20 protein-coding genes are annotated in these 22252 nt (G+C 67.0%); 12 read left to right on the forward strand and 8 right to left on the reverse strand.

What is annotated here, in order from left to right:
- Positions 1-46 precede the first annotated feature (46 nt).
- The 11 genes from QX126_RS01690 to QX126_RS01740 all read left to right on the forward strand — a co-directional run bounded on the left by QX126_RS01690 (position 47) and on the right by QX126_RS01740 (position 12926).
- A complete protein-coding gene (locus tag QX126_RS01690; RefSeq protein ID WP_315771320.1) occupies positions 47-934 on the forward strand; it encodes an MBL fold metallo-hydrolase in 888 nt (295 codons plus the stop codon).
- A gap of 122 nt (positions 935-1056) precedes the next feature.
- A complete protein-coding gene (locus QX126_RS01695; protein ID WP_315778931.1) occupies positions 1057-1428 on the forward strand; it encodes a hypothetical protein in 372 nt (123 codons plus the stop codon).
- A gap of 178 nt (positions 1429-1606) precedes the next feature.
- The gene (locus QX126_RS01700; protein WP_315778933.1) at positions 1607-3721 is read left to right on the forward strand and encodes a protein-disulfide reductase DsbD family protein; all 2115 of its coding nucleotides are present in this window, start codon (positions 1607-1609) and stop codon (positions 3719-3721) included.
- Positions 3718-4356: a DsbA family protein gene (locus QX126_RS01705; RefSeq protein WP_315778935.1), complete on the forward strand. Its 639-nt coding sequence runs from the start codon at positions 3718-3720 to the stop codon at positions 4354-4356. The genes QX126_RS01700 and QX126_RS01705 overlap by 4 nt, the downstream gene beginning before the upstream one ends.
- Before the next feature lie 167 nt (positions 4357-4523).
- A complete protein-coding gene (locus QX126_RS01710) occupies positions 4524-5426 on the forward strand; it encodes a LysR substrate-binding domain-containing protein (protein ID WP_315778937.1) in 903 nt (300 codons plus the stop codon).
- Positions 5427-5560: 134 nt separating this feature from the next.
- On the forward strand, positions 5561-6505 hold the full coding sequence (kdgD, locus tag QX126_RS01715; protein ID WP_315778939.1) for a 5-dehydro-4-deoxyglucarate dehydratase: 945 nt from the start codon (positions 5561-5563) through the stop codon (positions 6503-6505).
- A gap of 153 nt (positions 6506-6658) precedes the next feature.
- Positions 6659-8014, forward strand: coding sequence for a glucarate dehydratase (gene gudD / locus QX126_RS01720; protein ID WP_315778941.1), 1356 nt, complete (start codon positions 6659-6661; stop codon positions 8012-8014).
- Positions 8015-8068: 54 nt separating this feature from the next.
- A complete protein-coding gene (locus tag QX126_RS01725; RefSeq protein WP_315778942.1) occupies positions 8069-9517 on the forward strand; it encodes an aldehyde dehydrogenase family protein in 1449 nt (482 codons plus the stop codon).
- A 225-nt stretch (positions 9518-9742) separates the two neighbouring features.
- A complete protein-coding gene (gene garD, locus QX126_RS01730) occupies positions 9743-11284 on the forward strand; it encodes a galactarate dehydratase (RefSeq protein ID WP_315778944.1) in 1542 nt (513 codons plus the stop codon).
- Between the two features lie 174 nt (positions 11285-11458).
- Positions 11459-12253, forward strand: a complete 795-nt coding sequence (locus QX126_RS01735; protein WP_315778946.1) for a class II aldolase/adducin family protein — start codon at positions 11459-11461, stop codon at positions 12251-12253.
- Positions 12254-12347: 94 nt separating this feature from the next.
- Positions 12348-12926: a hypothetical protein gene (locus QX126_RS01740; RefSeq protein WP_315771303.1), complete on the forward strand. Its 579-nt coding sequence runs from the start codon at positions 12348-12350 to the stop codon at positions 12924-12926.
- Positions 12927-13092: 166 nt separating this feature from the next.
- Here the strand turns inward: QX126_RS01740 and QX126_RS01745 are convergent, their stop codons facing one another.
- Positions 13093-14541 (reverse strand): PLP-dependent aminotransferase family protein, encoded by a 1449-nt coding sequence (locus tag QX126_RS01745; RefSeq protein WP_315778948.1) that lies wholly within the window; start codon positions 14539-14541, stop codon positions 13093-13095.
- Between the two features lie 64 nt (positions 14542-14605).
- On the opposite strand from QX126_RS01745, the gene QX126_RS01750 reads away from it, so the two are divergent.
- On the forward strand, positions 14606-15328 hold the full coding sequence (locus QX126_RS01750) for a pyridoxamine 5'-phosphate oxidase family protein (protein ID WP_315778950.1): 723 nt from the start codon (positions 14606-14608) through the stop codon (positions 15326-15328).
- Between the two features lie 177 nt (positions 15329-15505).
- On the opposite strand, the gene QX126_RS01755 is transcribed toward QX126_RS01750, so the two are convergent.
- Genes QX126_RS01755 through QX126_RS01785 form a run of 7 tightly spaced genes read right to left on the reverse strand, consistent with a single transcriptional unit; the run spans position 15506 to position 22102 of the window.
- Positions 15506-16552, reverse strand: coding sequence for an ABC transporter substrate-binding protein (locus QX126_RS01755; RefSeq protein ID WP_315778951.1), 1047 nt, complete (start codon positions 16550-16552; stop codon positions 15506-15508).
- Complete coding sequence (locus QX126_RS01760; protein WP_315778953.1) at positions 16549-17721, reverse strand: FAD-dependent oxidoreductase; 1173 nt, start codon at positions 17719-17721, stop codon at positions 16549-16551. Before QX126_RS01760 ends, QX126_RS01755 begins: the two co-directional genes overlap by 4 nt.
- On the reverse strand, positions 17705-19099 hold the full coding sequence (locus QX126_RS01765) for an FAD/NAD(P)-binding oxidoreductase (protein ID WP_315778955.1): 1395 nt from the start codon (positions 19097-19099) through the stop codon (positions 17705-17707). Before QX126_RS01765 ends, QX126_RS01760 begins: the two co-directional genes overlap by 17 nt.
- Entirely contained in the window at positions 19092-19385 is a 294-nt protein-coding gene (locus QX126_RS01770; RefSeq protein ID WP_315778957.1) for a (2Fe-2S)-binding protein, read from the reverse strand. The genes QX126_RS01765 and QX126_RS01770 overlap by 8 nt, the downstream gene beginning before the upstream one ends.
- A gap of 4 nt (positions 19386-19389) precedes the next feature.
- A complete protein-coding gene (locus tag QX126_RS01775) occupies positions 19390-20184 on the reverse strand; it encodes an ABC transporter permease (protein WP_315779372.1) in 795 nt (264 codons plus the stop codon).
- A gap of 5 nt (positions 20185-20189) precedes the next feature.
- Positions 20190-21047 (reverse strand): ABC transporter permease, encoded by an 858-nt coding sequence (locus QX126_RS01780; RefSeq protein ID WP_315778959.1) that lies wholly within the window; start codon positions 21045-21047, stop codon positions 20190-20192.
- Positions 21044-22102: an ABC transporter ATP-binding protein gene (locus QX126_RS01785; RefSeq protein ID WP_315778961.1), complete on the reverse strand. Its 1059-nt coding sequence runs from the start codon at positions 22100-22102 to the stop codon at positions 21044-21046. The genes QX126_RS01780 and QX126_RS01785 overlap by 4 nt, the downstream gene beginning before the upstream one ends.
- Between the last annotated feature and the right edge of the window lie 150 nt (positions 22103-22252).

The raw sequence follows: 22252 nt of genomic DNA on the forward strand, positions 1-22252 counted from the left end.
CGTGGGCGGCGATGCCGCCCCGGAGCCAAATCGTGGAGCAGCAGCCATGTCCTATCCAATCGATCTCCGCGTGCAGCCGAAGGTGGCCGGATTTTTCGATCCTGACACCAGCACGATCAGCTATGTGGTGAAGGACCCGTCATCGCCGTGCTGCGCGATCGTCGATCCCGTCCTCGACATCGACTACGCGGCCGGCCGCATCAGCACCCGTTCCGCCGACATGCTGATCGACTACGTGAAGATCAACGGACTCCGGCCAGAGTGGCTGATCGAAACGCATGCGCATGCCGATCATCTCTCCGCTGCGCCCTACATCCAGGACAAACTCGGCGGCAAGATCGGCATCGGCGAGCATATCCTGACCGTGCAGGAGACCTTCGGCAAGGTCTTCAACGAGGGCACGGAGTTTCGCCGCGACGGCAGCCAATTCGACCGGCTGTTCAAGGATGGTGACACCTATCAGGTGGGACAGATGACGGCCCTCGTGATGCACACGCCCGGTCACACGCCCGCCTGTGCCACGCACGTGATGGGCGATGCAGCTTTCGTCGGCGACACCTTGTTCATGCCCGACGGGGGAACGGCGCGGGCCGACTTTCCAGGCGGCAATGCGCGCACGCTGTTTCGCTCGATCCGGAAGATCCTTGAAACGCTGCCGCGCGAGACCCGGCTGTTCATGTGTCACGACTATGCCCCCAACGGCCGCGCGGTGCGCTGGGAAACGACCGTCGGCGAGGAGCGGCTCCACAACATCCACGCGCGAGACGGGATGACCGAGGACGAGTTCGTTGCGCTTCGCGAGGCCCGCGACAAGACGCTCGGCATGCCGCGCCTGATCATTCCATCGCTTCAGGTCAATATCCGCGCCGGACATCTGCCTCCCGCGGACGCGACGGGAAAGACATTCCTGAAGGTACCGATCAACGTACTTTGAGAACCACTCGCTTTGCTCACGCGATGCCGGCCTGGGCCGCAAGTTCGCGGCGTCACGAAGATGTCAGTTGCCAAGAGCGGCCGGTCTGCGCGACCAGTCCAAGCTGGAGCAGATGATCCAAGATGAGGCATGCTGATTTCGAGATGCCCGCGATGACACGCCGCCTGATGGCGGCGCTGATCGCGCTCGTCTTGAGTCTGGCGCCTCTGCTCGGAACGTTCGAGGTTGCCACGGCAGACACCGGTGCCGGTGCCCCTCAATGGTCCCGAACGACCACGAGCGCGCCCAAGCCGTGCAGGAAGGCCGTCCTTCCGGGCATGGTCAACACCTGTCCGTTTGCCGCGGCTGGTCTGACCGCCGTCCCGGCGAACGACAATCCTGCGGCACAGCCGGTTGCCGCCTCCCGGACGCTGTCCTGGCGCCCCTATGACGAGGCGCTGACGACGCAATGCTACGGGTCCTCGCCCTACCGTCCTCCCTGTCGCCACGCCTGACCGTTCCGTGCTCATCGGCTCACGGGCAGCGTAACGCCGTGACTTGAGCGAACGAATATCCAACATCGATCGCGGGTCACGCGGATCGGCTCGTGGTGCCCGTCTCTAGGCGTGCCTTGCGCCGGATCGCGCGGCGCAACGGCCACCGCAATGTGCGATCAGCGCGCGGGAGATCATCATGTCCATCCGTCATCTTGGCCGGCTCGTATTGCTGCTCGGCCTGCTCCATCTTGCGGCGACGACCGCCGCCGCGGGTCAGTTGCGGCCGCAGGCGAACGTCGACACGCGCCTGCTGGTCGGCGACATCACGCGAGCAGACGACCGCCCGGCCACGGCGTGGGCGGGACTGGATGTCAGGCTGGATGCAGGCTGGCACACCTATTGGCGCTCGCCCGGCGACGCCGGCGCACCACCGCAATTCGACTGGAGCGGCTCGCGCAACGTCGCCGATGTCACCGTCGAATGGCCGGCGCCGAGCCGCTTCAGCGAGCAGGATATCGACACGTTCGGCTATGCCGAGCACGTGCTGTTTCCGTTGCGCGTGCGGCTCGAGGATGGAGCGGCGCCCGCACATCTCACGCTGAAGGCCGTGCTGTTCGTCTGCTCGGTCATCTGCACCCAGCAGGAGGCCGATCTCGAGGCCGACATCCCCGCCGTTTCGCGTCGGCCGAACGATCAGGCGCTGATCGACGAATGGCGGCAGAGCGTCCCGCGGGCGAGTTCGCCCGGACTTTCCATCACGGCGCTGCGCATCGATCGGCAACCAAAGCCGCAACTGCTGCTCGAAGCGCATGCGACGCCGCCACTGCACGCGCCCGACGTCTTCCTTGATGGGGACGACGCCGTGTCCGGCGGCCGTCCCCAGGTGAGCACGATGTCGGACGGCGGCGTACGGATCGCCGTGCCGGTGCAAGGCCTCGATCGGGCCGGTCCGGTGCAACGCCTGCGGGTCACCCTGGTCGATGGCGACCGATCGATAGAAGCCATGCTTCCGGTGGATGTCGATCAAGCTGCTCACGCTTCTGCGGCCAAAGCAGCCACACCGGCACCGCGTCCTTCGGCGGCATCGATCTGGGCCATTCTCGGCGTGGCCCTGCTCGGCGGCTTCATCCTCAACTTCATGCCCTGCGTGTTTCCGGTGCTGTCGCTGAAGCTCGTTTCGCTGGTCGATCACGATCCCGCACACGCGCCCTCGCCGCGTCGGGCATTCCTGGCGACGGCGGCCGGCATCGTCGCCTCGTTCGTGACCCTTGCCATCATCCTGTCCGCGCTCAAGGCCGCGGGCGCCGAAGTCGGCTGGGGCCTGCAGTTTCAGCAGCCCGCTTTCCTCATCGCGATGATCATCGTGCTCGCAGCATTCGGCGCCAACCTGCTCGGCCTGTTCGAGATCAGCCTGCCGTGGTGGATCGCCGGCCGCCTCGGCAACGCTGCGAGCCGCAGGACGATGGCAGGTCATGCCATCAACGGCTTCGTCATGACGCTGCTGGCCACGCCGTGCTCGGCGCCATTCGTCGGCACCGCCGTCGCTTTTGCGCTGTCGCAGGCCGCGCCGCAGATCCTGCTGGTGTTCACCACGCTTGGGCTCGGCATGGCTGCGCCGTATCTGTCTCTCGCCGCGGCGCCGGGCCTTGCCGCACTCTTCCCGCGGCCCGGCCGCTGGATGCTGAAGCTGCGCGCCGTCGCAGCGGCCGCGATGGCGGCGACCGCGCTCTGGTTGCTGATCGTGCTCGCCGACATCAGTGGCCCCCCGACTGCGGTCATCCTCGCCGCTGCGCTGCTCGTCCCTGCGCTGATCACGGCGGCGCTCCGTTTCCCGTTGCGGCGAACGATCGCTGGAGCCAGCCTCGCCATCGCGACAGGTCTGGCGCTGACGGCAGCAACCTACATCAAGGCGCCGGACGGCAGGGACCGGGTGGCCGAGATCGCCTGGCAGCCGCTGGCTCCGGCCGAGATCGCGGCACAGGTGCGTGCCGGCCATACGGTCTTCGTCGACATCGGCGCCAGCTGGTGCGTCACCTGCAAGGTCAACGAGAAGCTCGTGCTCGACAGCACGGCCGTGCGCAGCCGACTCGCGTCGGGTGTCGTTGCCGTCAAGGCGGACTGGACCTCGCCCAGCGACGCGATCGCGACCTATCTCCGATCCTTCGGCCGCTACGGCCTGCCGTTCAACATCGTGTACGGCCCCGGAGCTCCCAACGGCATCCTGCTCCCCGAACTGCTGACGCCGCAGACCGTGCTGGATGCCATCGACACCGCATCGACCATCCCTCATCAGGAGAACGACAAGTCATGACCACGAAGACCTTTGCCGCATCGATCGCCACGCTGCTGCTGTTGACTGCGGCCATCCTGCCGCTCCAGGCCCGCGCCGAGGACGACGACACCGACATTCTGAGCGAAGCGCGCATCCTGCACGATCCCGCCATCCCCGCTGTCGGAAACGCCAATGGCGACATCACGATCGTCGAGTATTTCGACTATCAGTGTCCGTATTGCCGCAAGATCAGCCCGGAGCTCGCCAAGGTGGTTCGCGACGACGGTCACGTCCGTCTCGTCTTCAAGGATTGGCCGATCTTCGGCGGCGCCTCGATCTACGCGGCGCGTCTCACCCTGGCGGCGAGATATCAGGACAAGTTCGCCGAAGCCCATGAGGCGCTGATCTCGCTCAATGAGAAGCTGTCGGAGGCCAAGGTCGATGCGGCGCTCAGCGGCGCCGGAATCGACCTCGCCCGCGCCAAGGCCGACCTCGCGGCCAAGCGCGCCGACATCGACGCCGTGCTTGCGCGCAACCACGAGCAGGCCACGGGCCTCGGCTTCCGCGGCACGCCGGCCTTCATCATCGGCCATTTCCGCATCCCCGGCGTCCCCAATGCACAGGCCTTCAAGCAGGCCATTGCGGATGCCCGCGCTGCTGCGTCCGGCAAGTGAGCCGGCGCCTGACGGGGGCGTCAAGCAGTGGCCCTGCCTGACGCCAACCGCCGAGTTTGGCGCGTCTGCCAAAAGCCGCGGCCAGAGATCCCGCCAACATTCCCACTGCCCCCAATCGATGCTACCAAATCCGCACCACCGGCCCTATCCATGCCGAGGAAGCATCGATGTTCGATCTCAACCAGCTGCGCTGCTTCGTCACCGTGGCCGAGGAGCTGCATTTCGGCCGCGCCGCGATCCGGCTCAACATGACGCAGCCGCCGCTGTCGCGGCAGATCCAGGTGCTGGAGCACATCATCGATGCGGTGCTGCTCGAGCGCACCAGCCGCTCGGTGAAGCTCACGCCGGCCGGGCGCAGCTTCCTGCCGGAGGCGCGGCGCATCCTGAAGATGGCGGAGAGCGCCGCCCAGGTGGCGCAGCGCATCGCCAGCGGCAAGAGCGGGTCGCTGAAGATCGGCTTCACCGCGGCCGCCGCCTACGGCTTCCTGCCCGACCTCGTCGCCGCCTGCCGTAGCGAGCTGCCCGAGGCCGATCTGTCGCTGAAGGAGATGGTCTCGGGCGACCAGATCGAGGCGCTCGCCTCGGGCCAGATCGATGCCGGCCTGCTGCGGCCGCCGATCGCGCGGCCCGAATTCGCCACCCGCCGCGTCGTCGCCGAGCCGCTCTGCGCCGCGCTGCCGCGCCGGCATCGGCTGGCCTCGGCCGAGACCGTCTCGATCCGTGATTTCGACGGCCAGAACTTCATCATGTATTCGCAGACCGAGGCGCGCTATTTCCACGATCTCCTGGTGTCGCAGTTCATGCGCGCAGAGGTGCTGCCGCGCTACGTGCAGCACCTGAGCCAGATCCACTCGATCCTGGCGATGGTGCGCGCCGGACTGGGGCTCGCGATCGTGCCCGAAGCTGCCTCCAGCCTGAAGATCGCTGATGTCCGGCTGCGGCCGCTGAAGCTGCGCAACCCGACGCCGGCCGAGTTGTTCCTGGTCTGGCGGCGCGATCACGACAATCCCCTGCTGCCGGCGCTGGTCGAGCTGGCCGGCAATCTCGCCGTGCAGCAGGCGGAGGATTGATGCCGGCTGAGCATCAATTGATACCGTGATTGGCTTGGACCGGCATTGAACTTGGTCCTACGACAGCGCCCAGAGAATGCGCTCTGGTGCCCGTGCCGCGCCATTCCGTAAGACATTCGTGAAGGACCCGCACGATGAGCAAGATGACCCCGACGGAAATGGCTGCGAAGATCGGCAGCGGCCTGCTCTCCTTCCCCGTGACGCCATTCAAGGCCGACTATTCGTTCGACGAGGCCACCTATCGCGCCAACATGGACTGGCTGTGCGGCTATGAGGTCGCAGGCCTGTTCGCCGCCGGCGGCACCGGCGAGTTCTTCTCGCTCACCCCTGCGGAGGTGCCTGAGGTCGTCGAGGTCGCGGTGCACGAGACCCGCGGCCGGGTGCCCGTGCTGGCGGGTACCGGCTACGGCACCGCGATCGCGCGCGAGATCGCCATTGGCGCCGAGAAGGCCGGCGCGGACGGCCTGTTGCTGCTGCCGCCCTATCTGACCCATGCCGAGCAGGACGGCCTCGCCGCCCATGTCGAGGCGGTCTGCAAGTCGGTGAAGATCGGCGTGATCGTCTACAACCGCGACAACGCCATCCTGCAGCCTGACACTTTGGCGCGGCTGTGCGAGCGCTGCCCGAACCTGGTCGGCTACAAGGACGGCATCGGCGACATCGAGCTGATGACCCGGGTCTACACCAAGATGGGCGACCGCCTGACCTATATCGGTGGCCTGCCGACCGCGGAGACCTTCGCGCTGCCCTATCTCGACATGGGCGTGACGACCTACTCCTCGGCCGTATTCAACTTCGTACCGGAGTTCGCGACGAACTTCTATGCCGCGGTGCGCAAGCGCGACCACGCCACCATCCAGGCCGGATTGAAGGATTTCATTTTGCCGCTGATCGCGATACGCAACCGCAAGAAGGGCTACGCGGTCTCGATCATCAAGGCCGGCATGAAGGTGATCGGCCGCGATTCCGGCCCTGTCCGCCTGCCGCTGACCGATCTGACCGCGGAGGAGATGGCGGAGCTGACGGCGCTGGTGAAGGCGCTGCCAGGCGCCGTCTCGGCGCAGCAGGCGGCGGAGTAATTGGCTGTCATTCCGGGGCAAGGCCGCAAGGCCTTGAACCCGGAATCTCGAGATTGATGGAAAAGACAAGACGCAAGCCAATCTCTGGATTCCGGGTTCAGCCCTGACGGGCTGCCCCGGAATGACGGAGGTGGTAGCGAGGAGGAGGAGCAAATGAGTCACGAGGCCACCAAGACCGGCATCTCCGGCGCGCCGGTCGTCACCGGCATGGAGGTCATTCCGGTCGCCGGCCGTGACGGCATGCTGCTCAATCTCAGCGGCGCGCATGGGCCGTTCTTCACCCGCAACCTCGTCATCCTCACCGACAATTCCGGCCACACCGGCGTCGGCGAAGTGCCCGGCGGCGAGAAGATCCGGCAGACGCTGGAGGATGCGAAGAGCCTGATCGTGGGCAAAAGCATCGGCGCCTGCAATACCATCCTCGCCACGATGCGCACCGCCTTCGCCGACCGTGACGCCGGCGGCCGCGGCAAGCAGACGTTCGACCTGCGGGTGATGATCCACGCCGTGACTGCGGTGGAGTCGGCGCTGCTCGACCTGCTCGGCCAGCATCTCAGCCTGCCCGTGGCGGCGCTGCTCGGCGAAGGCCAGCAGCGCACATCGGTCGAGGCGCTTGGCTATCTGTTCTTCGTGGGCGACCGCAAGAAGACGGACCTGCCCTACGCGACCGGCGAGGGCGAAAAGGACGGCTGGTTCGCCCTGCGTCATCAGGAGGCGATGACGCCTGAAGCCGTCGTGCGGCTGGCCGAGGCGACGCACGACGCCTATGGCTTCGCCGATTTCAAGCTCAAGGGCGGCGTGCTCCAAGGCGAGGCCGAGATCGAGGCGGTGACCGCGATCGCCAAGCGCTTTCCGCAGGCGCGGGTCACGCTCGATCCCAACGGCGCCTGGTCGCTCGATGAGGCGATCCGGCTGTGCAAGGACATGCACGGCATCCTCGCTTATGCTGAGGACCCCTGCGGCGCCGAGGCCGGCTTCTCCGGCCGCGAGATCATGGCCGAGTTCCGCCGCGCGACGGGCTTGCCGACCGCGACCAACATGATCGCCACCGATTGGCGGCAGCTCAGCCATGCGCTGCGGCTCGGCGCGGTCGACATCCCCTTGGCCGATCCCCATTTCTGGACCATGCAGGGCTCGGTCCGCGTCGCCCAGACCTGCAAGGACAATGGCCTGACCTGGGGTTCGCACTCCAACAACCATTTCGACATTTCGCTGGCGATGTTCACCCATGTGGCCGCCGCCGCACCGGGCAAGGTCACCGCGATCGACACCCACTGGATCTGGCAGGACGGCCAGGCGCTGACCAAGGCGCCACTGCAGATCAAGGGCGGCAGGATTGCCGTGCCCGAGCAACCCGGGCTCGGCATCGAGGTTGACCGCGGCGCCATCGAAAAGGCCAATGCGCTGTACAAGAGCCACGGGCTCGGCGCACGCGACGACGCCGTCGCAATGCAGTATCTGATCCCCGGCTGGACCTTCGACGACAAGCGCCCCTGTCTCGTGCGATGACGGAGGCGATCGGTTAGATTGTCCGAGCAATCGCGCAAAAGTCTGGAGAACAACATGAACGCGATCCTCAAGAATTTCATTGCCGGCGAGTGGGTCGACGGCAGCGGGGTGACCCGCAACATCAACCCGTCCAACACCAACGACGTCGTCGGCGAATATGCCAAGGCCGACCGCGCGCAGACCGAGAAGGCGATCGCCGCCGCCAAGGCCGCTTTTCCGGCGTGGTCGCGCTCGACCCCGCAGGAGCGCTATGACGCGCTCAACAAGATCTCGGCGGAGATCCTGTCGCGCAAGGAAGAGCTCGGCCGCCTCTTGGCGCGCGAGGAAGGCAAGACGCTGCCGGAGGGCATCGGCGAGGTGGCGCGTGCGGGGCAGATCTTTGCGTTCTTTGCCGGCGAGGCGCTGCGCCTGACCGGCGAGAAGGGCGCCTCGGTACGTCCGGGCCTCGACGTCGAGATCACCCGCGAGGCGGTCGGCGTCGTCGGCATGATCACGCCCTGGAATTTCCCGATCGCGATCCCCGCCTGGAAGATCGCGCCCGCGCTCTGCTACGGCAACACGGTGGTGTTCAAGCCGGCCGAGCTGGTGCCCGGCTCGGCGCATGCGCTCTCCGAGATCATCGCGCGCTCCGGCCTTCCCGCCGGCGTGTTCAACCTCGTCGTCGGCTCCGGCTCGGTGGTCGGCCAGACGCTGCTCGAGCACCCCGACGTCGCCGCGATCTCCTTCACCGGCTCGGTCGGCACGGGGCGCAAGATCGCGCAGACCTGCGTGCTGTCGAACCCGATGAAGAAGTTCCAGCTCGAGATGGGCGGCAAGAACCCGCTCGTCGTGCTCGACGACGCCGACGTCAAGGTCGCGGTCGAGGCCGCCGCCAACGGCTCCTACTTCTCGACCGGCCAGCGCTGCACCGCGTCTTCGCGCCTGATCGTCACCGAGGGCATCCACGACAAATTCGTTGCCGCGCTGACCGAGCGGCTGAAGGGCCTGGTCGTGGATGACGCCGTCAAGCAGGGCACCCATATCGGCCCGGTGGTCGACGGCAATCAGCTCGAGCAGGACCAGCGCTATCTCAAGATCGGCCAGGACGAAGGTGCCAAGCTGACCTGGGGCGGCGAGCTCCTGAACCGGGAGACGCCCGGCTTCTACATGCAGCCGGCGCTGTTCACCGAGGCCACCAACACCATGCGCATCGCCCGCGAGGAGATCTTCGGGCCGGTTGCCTGCGTGATCCGTGCGAAGAACTACGACGAGGCGCTGGCAATCGCCAATGACACCGAGTTCGGTCTCGCGGCGGGCGTCTGCACCACCAGCCTCAAATACGCCTCGCACTTCAAGCGCAACAGCGAGGCCGGCATGGTGATGGTCAACCTGCCGACCGCCGGCGTCGACTATCACGTGCCGTTCGGCGGCCGGAAGGGCTCGAGCTACGGCGCCCGCGAGCAGGGCTCCTACGCGCGAGAGTTCTACACGACGGTGAAGACGGCCTACACCTATCCGGTGTGAGACCTCGCCCGTCGTGAGCGCCGTCATGGCGAGGCGCGAAGCGACGAAGCAATCCAGACCTCCTGTTCGGCCCTGGATTGCTTCGCTTCGCTCGCAATGACGGAAACCAAGACCTGTAGGGTGGGCAAAGGCGCGAAGCGCCGTGCCCACCGACAGCTCGAAGACGAACGAAAGACGGTGGGCACGCTTCGCTTTGCCCACCCTACGGAGCAGCACGGAGCGAGCATGAACCAGCAGGTCGTCGCCAACCAGGAGCCCCGCACCATCAAGCTCAACGCGCGCGACAACGTCGCGATCGTGGTCAACGATTTCGGCCTGCCCGCCGGCACCAAATTTCCCGACGGCCTGACGCTGAAGAGCTTCGTGCCGCAAGGCCATAAGACCGCACTGGTCGACATCGCCGAAGGCGCGCCCATCATTCGCTACGGCGAGATCATCGGCTACGCCAAGTCTCCGATCGCAGCCGGCGAATGGGTCGATGAAGCCCGCATCGACATGCCCGAGGCCCCTGCACTGGACCAGTTGGAGATCTCGACCGCCGTGCCGGCGCCGTTGCCGCCGCTCGAAGGCTACACCTTCGAGGGCTTCCGCAATGCCGACGGCTCGGTCGGCACCCGCAACGTGCTGGGCATCTCGACCTCGGTGCAATGCGTCAAGGGCACGCTGGAATTCGCGATCAAGCGCATCAAGAACGAGCTGCTGCCGAAGTACCCCAATGTCGATGACGTCGTCGCGCTGACCCACGCCTATGGCTGCGGTGTCGCGATCACGGCGCCAGATGCCGTGGTGCCGATCCGCACTTTGCAGAACCTCGCGCTGAACCCCAACTTCGGCGGCGAGATCCTGGTCGTCGGCCTCGGCTGCGAGAAGCTCGCGCCGGAACGGCTGCTGCCGGAGGGCACCGAGGACTCGATCGTGCGCATGCAGGACGAGGCCTTCGATGGCTTCGGCGCGATCGTCGAGGCGATCATGACCCAGGCAGACCGTCGCCTCGCGCAGCTCAACAAGCGCACGCGCGAGACCTGCCCGGCAGCCGATCTCGTGATCGGCCTGCAATGCGGCGGCAGCGACGCGTTCTCCGGCGTCACCGCCAACCCTGCGGTCGGCTTCGCCGCCGACCTGCTGGTGCGCGCCGGCGCGACCGTGATGTTCTCCGAGGTGACGGAGGTTCGCGACGCCATCCAGCTCTTGACCCGGCGCGCGATCAACGAGGACGTCGGCCGCTCGCTCATCCGCGAGATGGACTGGTACGACTCTTATCTGGCCCGCGGCGGCGCCGATCGCAGCGCCAACACGACGCCGGGCAACAAGAAGGGCGGGCTCGCCAATATCGTCGAGAAATCCCTGGGCTCGATCGTCAAGTCCGGCTCCGGTCCGATCCATGGCGTGCTGGCGCCGGGCGAGAAGGCCAAGCAGAAGGGCATGCTGTTCGCAGCCACGCCCGCCTCCGACTTCATCTGCGGCACCCTGCAGCTCGCCTCCGGCATGACGCTCCAGGTGTTCACCACCGGCCGCGGCACGCCCTACGGCCTCGCCGCCGCGCCCGTGATCAAGGTCGCGACCCGCAGCGAGCTGGCGCGGCGCTGGAAGGATCTGATCGACTTCGACGCCGGCCGCATCGCCACCGGCGAGATGACGATCGAGGAGACCGGCTGGGAGCTGTTCAAGCTGATCCTCGAGGTTGCGAGCGGCCGCACCAAGCCGTGGTCGGACCGCTGGGGCATCCACAACGATCTGACGCTGTTCAATCCGGCGCCGGTGACCTGAGGGAGCGCTCACCCTGCCATGCCAGTTGCCTCGCTCAAACCTCTCCCCGTCATTGCGAGCGAAGCGAAGCAATCCAGGGTCCCGACCACCATCCTGGATTGCTTCGCTTCGCTCGCAATGACGCGTATGTTGAAGCAACGAGCCTAGACAACGAAGGCCGGGAGGAAGAGCCAGATGTCCAGCTTCAGCCGCTTCGCCGCGCTTGCCGTCACCGCCCTCCTCCTCTCCGCCGCCCCCTCTCGCGCCGAAGACTCCATCCCCGGCGTGCCGCGCGAACTGCTGGAGGACATCGCGACCGGCAGCCGCGTGCTCGCCGATCTCGGCGTCGTCGATGCCTTCGGCCATGTCAGTGCGCGGCATCCCACCAATCCGCGCCACTTCCTGATGGCGCGCTCGATCGCGCCGGCGCAGGTCACGGCCAATGACATCATGGAATTCGACGAGAACGGCGAGCCGGTCGATGCCAAGAACCGCGCCGTCTTCCTCGAACGCTTCATCCATGCCGAGATCTACAAGGCCCGCCCGGATGTCAACGCGGTGGTACACACGCATTCGCCCGGCGTCGTCCCCTTCAGCGTCAGCCGTACACCCTTGAAGCCGCTCTATCATAATGCGGCCTTTCTCGGCGACGGCGCCCCGGTGTGGGACATCGGCAAGGAGTTCGGCGCGACCGACATGCTGGTGCGCAACAACGCCATCGGCAGGTCGCTCGCATCCGCGCTCGGCGACAAGTCCGTGGTGCTGATGCGCGGCCATGGTGACGTCACCGTCGGTCCTGCAGTCCAGGCCGCCGTGTTCCGCGCCTACTACACCGATGTGAATGCGAAGCTTCAGGCCCAGGCACTCGGGCTCGGCTCCGATGTGACGTATCTCAGCGCCGAGGAGGCCGCCAAGGCCGATGGCGTCAACATGGTGATCATGGATCGTGCCTGGGTGTTGTGGAAGCAGAAGGTGCAGATTGGCAAATAGCGTCCGGCGACACCGACCTCATTTTGCCGCAAAGTTGACACATCTGTTGATCGAACCTTAATTCCTGATTCTCCCATCGGGCCTGACGCCGCGGATGTCCCTGCATTTTCCTCGCATTGTCGCCGTCGCGCTCGGCCTCTGCCTCGGCTCGTCCTGTCTGGCCCAGGCGCCGATGACGGCTGCCAGCACGTCTGAGAACAAGCCAGACATCGATCTCTATGCGCTGATGTCCGGCTCCTGCCGCACCGCGAAGGTCGATGGCCGCGAATTTTCGTGCAAGACGGTGGCGTTCTTTCACAGCGAGAAGGGGCGGGCTCATTTCACCGTCGCGCTCGACGATCCGGCCGACGAGAGCCACATCATCGCATTCTCCGGCGTCAATGGCCGCAGGTCGATTCAGAACGTCTACGAACTGCCGATCGACCGCATGCTGCTGAATTCCAAGCATCGTCCGAAGGTCGATGGCATTCCGGTGCCGGCGACGAAGAGCTCGGCCGGCGTGTGCCGTCAGGTCGGCAATTTCGCGATGCTCAAGGTCACGAGCGTGACCTGCTCCGCCAAGGACGACGGCGGCCGCGCCTATGAGCTGCAGTTCGTCTCCGACGGCACCCCCATCACCTTGCGCCGGGTGCGCCAGACGATGACGAACGCCGAGCACAATCCCTACGAATGAACGCGCCGGGGGTGCGACAATGCCCATCCGGGCCGCCTGACACGCATCTGTTCCAAACCACATCTCGCACAGCCATGAACATGAGGGCGCATTCTCGCGGCAGATGATGCCCGAGGCTTGCGATCCGTCTCGCCCGGCTCGGCCACACATGCAGCATCGATGATGCTCAGCGCGGGCGCGCGGCAGCGCCCAGGATGTCCTGTGTGGCGCGACCGAGCCGCCTGGCGGCATCGGCGAGATCCTTCGCCGCAAAGCCCGAATAGCCCAGGATGAATCCGTCGGGCGCGCGCTGCACGATCCGCGCATCCGACAACAGCCGGCATTCGATGCCGGCCCGGTCGCGGATCAGTTTCGCTGCGCCCTTCGGCGCTGCGGGCGGCAAGGTCGCCAGCAGATGCAACCCTTGCGACGGCGCGGCCAGTTGCAGGCTTCCCTTGCCATGCCTGGCGAGCGCTTCGGCGACGACATCGCGCGCCTGGCGGTAGCGCGGGCGCAGCCGCCGCATGTGGGCCGCGAGCACGCCGTCGGCCATCAGGTCGGCCAGAGCGTCCTGCATGAAGGCCGGCGGAAACCGGTCCTGCGCCGCGCGCGCTGCGACGACCCGCGCGACCAGCGCCGGCGGCACCACGAGGTAGCCGAGCCGCAGTCCCGCGAACAGCGTCTTGCCGAAGGTGCCGAGATAGATCACGCGCTCACCGCCGATTCCGGCCAGCGCCGTCAGCGGCGGGCCGGCAAAGCGGTATTCGCTGTCGTAGTCGTCCTCGAAGATGTAGGCGTCCGCCCTGCGCGCCCAGTCGAGCAGCGCGATGCGCCGCGCCATGCTCATCGCAACGCCGGTCGGAAACTGATGCGATGGCGTCACATAGGCGGCCTTGGCCGCCGCGTACGCCGTCTCGCCCGAGCTCACCATGATGCCTTCATCATCGACGGACACCGGGACCAGCTTCGCGCCGGTCGTGCTCAATGTGTGGCGCGAGGCGACATAGCCGGGATCCTCGAACCAGACGGGATCGCCCGGCGCAAGCAACGCGTCGATGCACAGCCGCAGGCCATGCTGGGTGCCGCTCACGATCAGGATGCAGCTTGGGTCGCAGCGTACGCCACGATTGGCGGCAAGGTAGTGCGCGACCTGGGTGCGCAGATGCAGGCTGCCGCGCGGATCGCCATAGCCGAGCCCATCGGGCGCAGCCTGGGCGATGCGGCGCCGGCTGGCTGCGGCGAGTCGCCTCAAGAGCACGGGATCGACCAGCGTGTAGCCGAGCGCGAACGGCCGGCGCGGCGGAATGCGAACATCCAGCTCGGCGACCGGCGCGGCGACCTGCGGTGCGGGCAGCCGGGCGGCGACATAGGTGCCGGCGCCGTGGCGCGCCTCGACCAGGCCATCCGACAGCAGCGCCTCATAGGCTGTGACGATCGCGTTGCGGCGGACGCCGAGCTGCTCGGCAAGCCCTCGCGTCGAAGGCAGACGAAGGCCGGGCACGAGCAGGCCATCGACGATGCCGGTCCGCAGCGCACCGTGCACCTGCTGCGACTGGCTGCGGATGGCACGGTCGAGGTGGATCGGCAGCGCCAGCACGTCGTCGCGGCGCCGCGAAGTGGTTGCTTGCTTTCGCATCGAAGTGGAACTCCCGGCAACCACTTTGCCATGGCATGACGTCGACGGAAACAGGAGACTGACGATGTCCGAGCAACAGATGCCGAGCTATCCCGTCGACGACACCAATCGGGTCAAGCGGCGGCATCAGCGCGCCCACTACGATCATGCGACCGTCCATGCCCTGCTCGACTCCGCAACGCTGTGCCACGTCTCGTATGTCATCGACGGCCAGCCCTATTGCACGCCGACGCTGTATTGGCGCGAGGGAACGACGCTGTATTGGCATGGATCGAGCGCCAGCCGCATGCTGCGCAGCCTGTCCGAGGGACAGCCGGCCTGTCTCACCGTCACCCATCTCGACGGCCTGGTGCTGGCGCGCAGCGCCTTCCATCACTCGGCCGACTACCGCTCGGTGATGGCGTTCGGCCATGCCCGGCCGATCGAGGATCAGGCCGAGAAGGCGCGCGCGCTGGTGATGATGGTCGATCGCCTGTTTCCCGGCCGCACTGCAAGCCTGCGCCCGACCACGGAGCAGGAGCTCAAGGCCACGTCAGTTGTGACCATGGAGATCGAAAAGGCATCGGCGAAGATCCGAGCGGCCGGCGTGATCGATGATGACGAGGATTATGCGCTGCCGATCTACGCCGAGCGCATTCCGGTGCACACCCTGATCGGGCCGCCGGAGCCCGATGGCCGCTTGCTGCGGGGCGTCACCCGTCCCGCGACGCTGGCAGGTTTCAGCGCTGGACGGCGGCTCGATGAGACGCTGACGGAGGCGTATGCGACGAGCTATCCGGCGGATTAGTTCGCGCGCGGCAATGTAGGGTGGGCAAAGGCGCGCCCGCTCGTTGCTTTTGCGACGTGCTGCCTGACCGCGCCGTGCCCACCATTTCACCGCGACGCGTGGCGGGTACGGTGGGCACGTCGCTTCGCACGATGCTTTGCATCGCGCGGAGCGCCTTTGCCCACCCTACGACTCTTCTCACCGCTCGATCATCCTGTTCCAGCGCGTATTCCACTCCGGGCGCCTGGCGTTGATGACGTCCCAGTCGAGCGTGACGGCGCTCTTCATGAAGACGTGGAAGGTCGCGAGCTTCTGCTCGGCTGCCGGAGTCGTGGCTTTCGCGGTGGTGTTGGACGGCACGATGTTGCCGGCCGCCAGCGCCTTGGCCTGCGCTTCCGGCGACAGCAGATAGGCGGCGAGCTTCTGCGCCAGTTCGGCTTCGGAGTTGTTGGCGATGACGCATTCGGCGACCATCAGCACGACCGAGCCTTCCTTCGGCTGGGCATACTCCACCGGAATGCCCTTCTCCTTCAATGTCGACACCGCAGTCGGCGTCAGCGGGAAGATCGCGGCTTCGCCAGTCTGCACCATCTCTGAGATCTTGGCCGAGTTCGGAATGTATTCGAGCACGTTCTTGCCGATCGTGTCGGGAAACGCCTCGAAGCCAGGCTCGACATTGGCCTCGTTGCCGCCCTTGATGCGGTTGAACATCAGGAAGGCGTGCAGGCCGAAGGTCGAGACCGAGGCCGACTGGAACACGACCTTGTCCTTGAATTTGGGATCGGCGAGATCGAGCCAGGAGGTCGGCGCCGCCCAGCCCTTCTCGTCGAACAGCTTCTTGTTGTAGGCAAGGCCAGTCATGCCGATGTCGATGCCGGCGGCGATGTCGTCCTTGAGCCGTGCGAACGGCTCGAGCTGCGCCAAGCCATCGCTCGGCTTCAGCTTCTCGCACAGCCCGAGGCCGGCGGCGCGGATCATCACGCCGTCGTCGAGAAACATCACATGCATCTGCGGCCTGTCCTTGGCCGCGATCGCCTTGGCGAGGATCTCCGAGGAGGTGCCGGGCACGACGACGATCTTGACGTCGTTCGCCTTCTCGAACTCCGGGAACACCGCCTGCGTGTAGGTGCGCTCGAAATTGCCGCCGTTCATGCCGACATAGAGCGTCTTGGTTTCGGCGTACGCGGAGGCGGTTGCAAGCACGAGCGCGAGGGCTGAGCCGAGCGCGGCGCGAGCATCGATCATGGCGAGGTCTCCTTCGATCCTGTCGTCATTGCTGCTTGAGATGCATCGCCCGGCTGCGATGCGGGTGAGAAACGGGTGATGGCGAAAGGGGCGATCGGCGTCGAGGTCTCGCCGTCGCGCACCAGCTCGGCCAGCACCTCGCCGGCCCCCGGTGCGATCTGGAAGCCGGCGCCAGAGAAACCGAAGGCGTGGATCAGTCCCGGCGTCGTGGCGCTCGGGCCGATCACCGGGTTGCGGTCGGGCATCGTCGCCTCGGTGCCGCTCCAGAACCGGATCGCCTGGGCATGGCGGAGCGGACCAAACAGCGCGCTGGCGCGCTGCATGATCGCAAGCACGCCGTCACTGCGCGGGCGCGAGTAGTCGGGATCGTCGAGTGGCGCAGCGCGCTCGCCGCCGACCACGACATTGCCGCGCGCCACCTGCCGCGCATAGATGCCGCCGCCTTCGATGCCGATATTGACGCCGAGAAATGGATCAAGCGGCTCGGTCACGATCATCGATGGATAGGTGCGCTCCAGCGGCACCGGCTCGTCGAACGCGCGCGCCAAGCCGTCGGCCCAGGCGCCGGCGCTGTTGATGACCGTACGTGTCTTGATGGTAACGTCGCCGGCCTCGACCACGAAGCCCTCGAACGTCCTGGTGGCGCCCGTGACCTCCGTGTTCTCCAGCACCTCGGCGCCAGCGCGACGCGCCGCTGCGGCGAAGGCGGTGGCGACCAGCCGGGGATTGGCGTGGCCGTCGCCGGGGCAGAACGAGCCGCCGACGACGCCGCCCGCGATGCCGAAGCGCTCGTGCAGTCGATTGTGGCCGATCAGCTCGAGAGCGAGCCCGAACGGCGCAACCTCGGCGGCGTAGCGCTCCAGGCTCGCCATGTCCGCAGGCGTCCGCGCGAGCTTGAGATGGCCCGAGCGCAGGAACTCGCCGTCGATGCCGATGAGCTGCGCGAGCTGCGGCCAGATCGCATGCGCGCGCTGCGACAGCGGCAGTTGCTCGGGCGGGCGGCCCTGGCGGCGCACGCCGCCATAGTTCACGCCGCTCGCCTGCGCGCCACAGAAGCCCTTGTCGAGCAGCGTGACGGAGAAGCCCATGGCGCGCAGCGCCAGCGCGGCGGAGCTGCCGACCAGCCCGCCGCCGACGATCGCGACATCGCAGTCAATGCGCCGGGTCATGCTGCCTCTCGTCGAGGGAAAGGCTGGCGGCCACCGGGATCGGCTTGATCGGCGCCTGCGCGCGCAGACGGCCGACAGCGCCGATGTCGCGGCGCGTCTGGGCAGCCAAGAGCTCCGCGGCGGCCGCGCCGCACATGCGGCCCTGGCAGCGGCCCATGCCGATGCGCGTCACCGCCTTCAGACGATTGATCTCGGTGAGCGAGAAATCCCTGATCGCGCGCCGCGCCTCGCCGGCATCGATCTCCTCGCAGCGGCACAGCAGCGTGTCATCGGCGATGTCGCCCGCCCAATGCGATGGATAGGGAAAAGTGGCTTCGAGCACGTCGCGCAGCCGGTCGATCCTCGCAAGCGCATGTTCGAGGACGGCGGCGCGCATGGAATCATGCGGCTGGCCGCGATCCTCCAACAATGCCAGCGCGGCCCGCTCGCCGGCGGCTTCAGCGGCGTCGGCGCCGGCAATGCCGGCGCCGTCGCCGGCGAGGTACACGCCCGCGATGCTGCTGCGGCCACTGACGTCGCGAACCGGACGATGCGCGCGGTCGCGCGCATCGAAGCGAAAGGCGCAGCCGGCGAGATCAGCAGCCTGAGTCTCCGAGCGCAGACCGAGGCCGTAGCCAACGCCGTCGCAGGTGATCGCGTGTTCGCGCCCACCGGCCCGATAGACGATGCGCGCCACCCTGCCCTCGCCCTCGATCCGGAGCCGGGAGACGCCGAACCGCACGCAAGTGCCGCGCAGCGTCAACTCCACCGCCATGCGCAACCCACGCAGCACGATGCCCGGCGCGAGCGGCAATGCGCGCAGCAGATTGAGCTTCGCAGACAAGGGCGCCGCGTCGAGCACGGCAGCGACATCGACGCCGGCCTTCATGTATTGCCAGGCAACCAGATAGAGCAGCGGGCCGGAGCCGGCGAACACCACGCGTCGGCCGATCGCGCAGCCCTGCGCCTTGAGCGCGATCTGCGCGCCGCCGAGCGTGAACACGCCCGGCAGGGTCCAGCCGGGGATCGGCAGTACGCGATCGGTCGCGCCGGTCGCGAGGATGAGCCCGTCATAGCTGACCCGCTGGCTGATACCCCCACGCAAGATGTCGGCCGCGCCGTCGCGCAGATTCCACAGCAGCGTATTTGGCTGATAGTCGATTGCAGTACGGAGCGCCGCAAAGTCGTGATGCAGCCGCGCGGCCTTCGGAGCCTCCGAGCCGTAGCGCGCGCGGTCATCGCGGCCGTCGGGGCTCAGCGGCTGGCGATAGATCTGGCCGCCACAGGCGTGGCCCTCGTCGATCACGACCGGCCGCAGGCCGGCGGCGACCAATGTCATCGCGGCGCGGATGCCGGCCGGACCGGCGCCGACGATCAGGGGCGGCGCGCGCTCAGCCATTGCTGCGTCCCCGCTGCGTGACGATGTGCATGCCCTCGGTGAGCGGAGTCGTGCAGGCGCGCAGCCGCTCGCCGCTTGCGAGCTGCACCCAGCAGTCCTGGCAGGCGCCCATCTGGCAGAAGCCGGCGCGCGGCGCGGCGGAGAACTCGCTGTGGCGCAGCCATTCGACGTGACAGAGCACCGCCGTCAGAACGGTGTCGCCGGCGCGGCCGTCGCAGGGCACGCCATCGATCGTGAAGGAGATGACGGCGCTGTCGGTGCGGACCAGGCGATGCAGCAGCGGCATGGTGTCAGCCCTGCCCGACGAGGATCTTGTCGAGACCGAAGATGCGGTCGAGCAGCAGCATCGCCGCCGCCGTCACCGCGATCATCAGTGCCGATACCGCCGCCATCATCGGATCGATGGACTCGGTCGCGTACATGTACATGCGCACCGGAAGGGTGACGGTGGCGGGCGAGGTGATGAAGATCGACATCGTGAGCTCATCGAAGGAGTTGATGAAGGCGAGCAGCCAGCCGCCGGTGATGCCGGGCAGGATCATCGGCACGGTGATGCGGCGGAATACGATCCAGCGCGAGGCGCCCAAGGTCACGGCCGCCTGCTCGGCGCTGCGGTCGAGGCCGGACAGTGCCGCCAGCACCAGCCGGAGCACATAGGGCGTGACCACGACGATGTGGCCTGCGGTGAGCCAGAGCAGGCTGCCGGTGGCACCGACGAGCGCGAACAATCTGAGCAGCGCCACGCCGAGCACGAGATGCGGGATCATCAAGGGCGACAGGAACAGCGCGTTCAGCGCCGCGCGGCCGCGGAACTCGTAACGATCGAGCGCGAGGCCGGCGGCGACCGCGAGCACGACCGCGATCGTCGCGGCTGTCGCCGCGACCCACAGGCTGTTGAGGAAGGAGGCGACGAAATCCGGATGCGCGAACACGGCCGTGAACCAGCGCAGCGAGAACTGCGTGGTCGGCAGGGTCAAGGTGTTGGCGGGCGTGAACGCGACGAGGCAGATCACGATCAGCGGCGCCAGCACGAAGCCGACGACGAGCGCGTGAAAGACAAGCGCGATGGGACCATTGTGGCGCATGCCGCTCACCCCAGCGTCCGCCTGGCGCGCGCCTCGACCAAGCGCTGGTAGACAAGCATGATGACGAGGTTGATGACGAGCACCAGGATCGCGACGGCCGCACCGAGCGGCCAGTTCAGCTCGTGCATGTACTCATCATAGACCAGCGTCGCCGCCATCTTCAGCCGACGGCCGCCGAGCAGCGCGGGGATTGCGAACGCGGACGCTGATAGTCCGAACACGACGAGGCACCCCGACAGCAGGCCCATCGTCACCTGTGGCAACACCACCCGGCGCAGCGCGGTGAAGCGCGAGGCGCCGAGCGTCCAGGCGGCGGCCTCGACCATCGGATCGAGCTTCTGCAGCGAGGTCCAGACCGGAATCACCATGAAGGGCAGCATCACATGCACGAGCGCGATGACGATGGCCGTCTCGGTGTAGAGGATCCTGACGGTGCCGAGGCCAACCGCGCGGAAAGCCTCGTTCACGAGGCCGGTGGGGCCGAGCAGCATGCTCCAGCCGAAGGCACGCACCACGACCGAGACCAGCAGCGGGCCGATGATCGCGAGCAGGAACGCCGAGCGCCAGGGCTCGCGCATGCGCGCCAGGATGTAGGCCTCGGGCGCACCGATCGCTGCGCAGACCAAGGTCGTCAGCGCCGCAAGCCGCAGGGTGCGCCAGAAGATATTGAGGAAGTAGCTGTCGGAGAGGATGGCGATGTAGTGCGTCAGCGTGGTCTCGTCCTTGACGCCGGTCGCGGCGTCATAGACGTGGAGCGACAGGATCAGCGTGAGCGCGAGCGGCACGACGACCAATGCGGCGAACAGCAGCGCGCCCGGCGCCGCCAATAACCATGGTGTCGCACTGGCGCGCCCGCTGCTCATGCCGGTGACGCTCCGTCCGGCTTGGACGCGTGTGCGCTGGCGCTGCTCCAGGCGAGCCCGACCCGATCGCCCTCGCGCGCCGGCTCCTCGCCTGCATTGGGCAGGGAGACGCCGATCACCCCGGCCGGGGTCTCCACGGTGAAGAACCAGGCGCTGCCGAGGAAGAAACGCGCCTTGATGCGGCCGTCGAGCACGCCGGCGCCGGGAGCGGCCAGACCGATCTTCTCTGGCCGGATCGCCAGCACGGCAGCCGCGCCCTCGGCGAGACCAGCGCCCTCGCAAGGAAGCAGCGCATGGCCGCCGATCTCGACGCCATTGTTGCGCCAGATGCCGGACAGTCGGTTCATCTTGCCGACGAAGGAGGAGATGAAGGGCGTCGCGGGGCTCTCATAGAGACGATAGGGCGCATCGACCTGCATGATGCGCCCGTGCTCCATCACCACGACGCGGTCGCTCATCGACAGTGCCTCGCTCTGGTCGTGGGTCACCATGATCGTGGTGGTGCCGATGCGCTGCTGGATGCCGCGCAGCTCGAACTGCATCTCCTCGCGCAGCTTGGCGTCGAGATTGGACAAGGGCTCGTCGAGCAGCAGCACCGGCGGATCGATCACCAGCGCCCGCGCCACCGCGACGCGCTGGCGCTGGCCGCCGGAGAGCTGGCGCGGATAGCGGTCGGCGAGGGCTGCGAGCTGCACCAGCGCCAGCGCCTGTGTGACGCGGCTCGCGCGCTCGGTCCTGGCCACCTTGCGCATCTCCAGACCGAACGAGACGTTCTGCGCCACCGTCATGTGCGGAAACAGCGCGTAGCTCTGGAACACGATGCCGAGGCCGCGGCGATCGGGCTTCTCGTGGGTGATGTCGCGGCCGTCGAGCGTGATGCGCCCGGACGTCGGCTCGACCAAGCCGGCGATCATCTGAAGCGTCGTGGTCTTGCCGCAGCCGGACGGACCGAGCAGCGAGATGAACTCGCCCTTGGCGACGCTGAGACTGACATCGCTGACCGCAGCGACATCGCCGTAGAGCCTCGTCAGACCGTCCAGCGTCAGGAAACCCATGCGTCCTCGCGCGGGAGGCTCCCTTCGCCATCGGCAGGGATTGCCGCCCTGGGGCTCTTTCATGCCGGGGAGCGAACCAGATGGTCAATCGTGAATTCCGATATCCTGAATTTATCTCTTTCGAATTTTGATATATGAAATCTTATCTTC

This window comes from Bradyrhizobium sp. SZCCHNPS1003 (genome assembly GCF_032381555.1).
In the GTDB taxonomy this organism is placed as follows: Bacteria; Pseudomonadota; Alphaproteobacteria; order Rhizobiales; family Xanthobacteraceae; genus Bradyrhizobium.

Bases quoted from the DNA above. Each gene is read 5' to 3' on its own strand.
- QX126_RS01760 (WP_315778953.1), bottom strand. From the start codon at position 17,721: ATGACCCGGCGCATTGACTGCGATGTCGCGATCGTCGGCGGCGGGCTG.
- QX126_RS01775 (WP_315779372.1), bottom strand. From the start codon at position 20,184: ATGCGCCACAATGGTCCCATCGCGCTTGTCTTTCACGCGCTCGTCGTC.
- gudD (WP_315778941.1), top strand. From the start codon at position 6,659: ATGAGTCACGAGGCCACCAAGACCGGCATCTCCGGCGCGCCGGTCGTC.
- QX126_RS01750 (WP_315778950.1), top strand. From the start codon at position 14,606: ATGTCCGAGCAACAGATGCCGAGCTATCCCGTCGACGACACCAATCGG.
- QX126_RS01765 (WP_315778955.1), bottom strand. From the start codon at position 19,099: ATGGCTGAGCGCGCGCCGCCCCTGATCGTCGGCGCCGGTCCGGCCGGC.
- QX126_RS01785 (WP_315778961.1), bottom strand. From the start codon at position 22,102: ATGGGTTTCCTGACGCTGGACGGTCTGACGAGGCTCTACGGCGATGTC.
- QX126_RS01695 (WP_315778931.1), top strand. From the start codon at position 1,057: ATGAGGCATGCTGATTTCGAGATGCCCGCGATGACACGCCGCCTGATG.
- garD (WP_315778944.1), top strand. From the start codon at position 9,743: ATGAACCAGCAGGTCGTCGCCAACCAGGAGCCCCGCACCATCAAGCTC.
- kdgD (WP_315778939.1), top strand. From the start codon at position 5,561: ATGAGCAAGATGACCCCGACGGAAATGGCTGCGAAGATCGGCAGCGGC.
- QX126_RS01780 (WP_315778959.1), bottom strand. From the start codon at position 21,047: ATGAGCAGCGGGCGCGCCAGTGCGACACCATGGTTATTGGCGGCGCCG.
- QX126_RS01755 (WP_315778951.1), bottom strand. From the start codon at position 16,552: ATGATCGATGCTCGCGCCGCGCTCGGCTCAGCCCTCGCGCTCGTGCTT.
- QX126_RS01705 (WP_315778935.1), top strand. From the start codon at position 3,718: ATGACCACGAAGACCTTTGCCGCATCGATCGCCACGCTGCTGCTGTTG.
- QX126_RS01700 (WP_315778933.1), top strand. From the start codon at position 1,607: ATGTCCATCCGTCATCTTGGCCGGCTCGTATTGCTGCTCGGCCTGCTC.
- QX126_RS01745 (WP_315778948.1), bottom strand. From the start codon at position 14,541: ATGCGAAAGCAAGCAACCACTTCGCGGCGCCGCGACGACGTGCTGGCG.
- QX126_RS01710 (WP_315778937.1), top strand. From the start codon at position 4,524: ATGTTCGATCTCAACCAGCTGCGCTGCTTCGTCACCGTGGCCGAGGAG.
- QX126_RS01770 (WP_315778957.1), bottom strand. From the start codon at position 19,385: ATGCCGCTGCTGCATCGCCTGGTCCGCACCGACAGCGCCGTCATCTCC.
- QX126_RS01690 (WP_315771320.1), top strand. From the start codon at position 47: ATGTCCTATCCAATCGATCTCCGCGTGCAGCCGAAGGTGGCCGGATTT.
- QX126_RS01735 (WP_315778946.1), top strand. From the start codon at position 11,459: ATGTCCAGCTTCAGCCGCTTCGCCGCGCTTGCCGTCACCGCCCTCCTC.
- QX126_RS01725 (WP_315778942.1), top strand. From the start codon at position 8,069: ATGAACGCGATCCTCAAGAATTTCATTGCCGGCGAGTGGGTCGACGGC.
- QX126_RS01740 (WP_315771303.1), top strand. From the start codon at position 12,348: ATGTCCCTGCATTTTCCTCGCATTGTCGCCGTCGCGCTCGGCCTCTGC.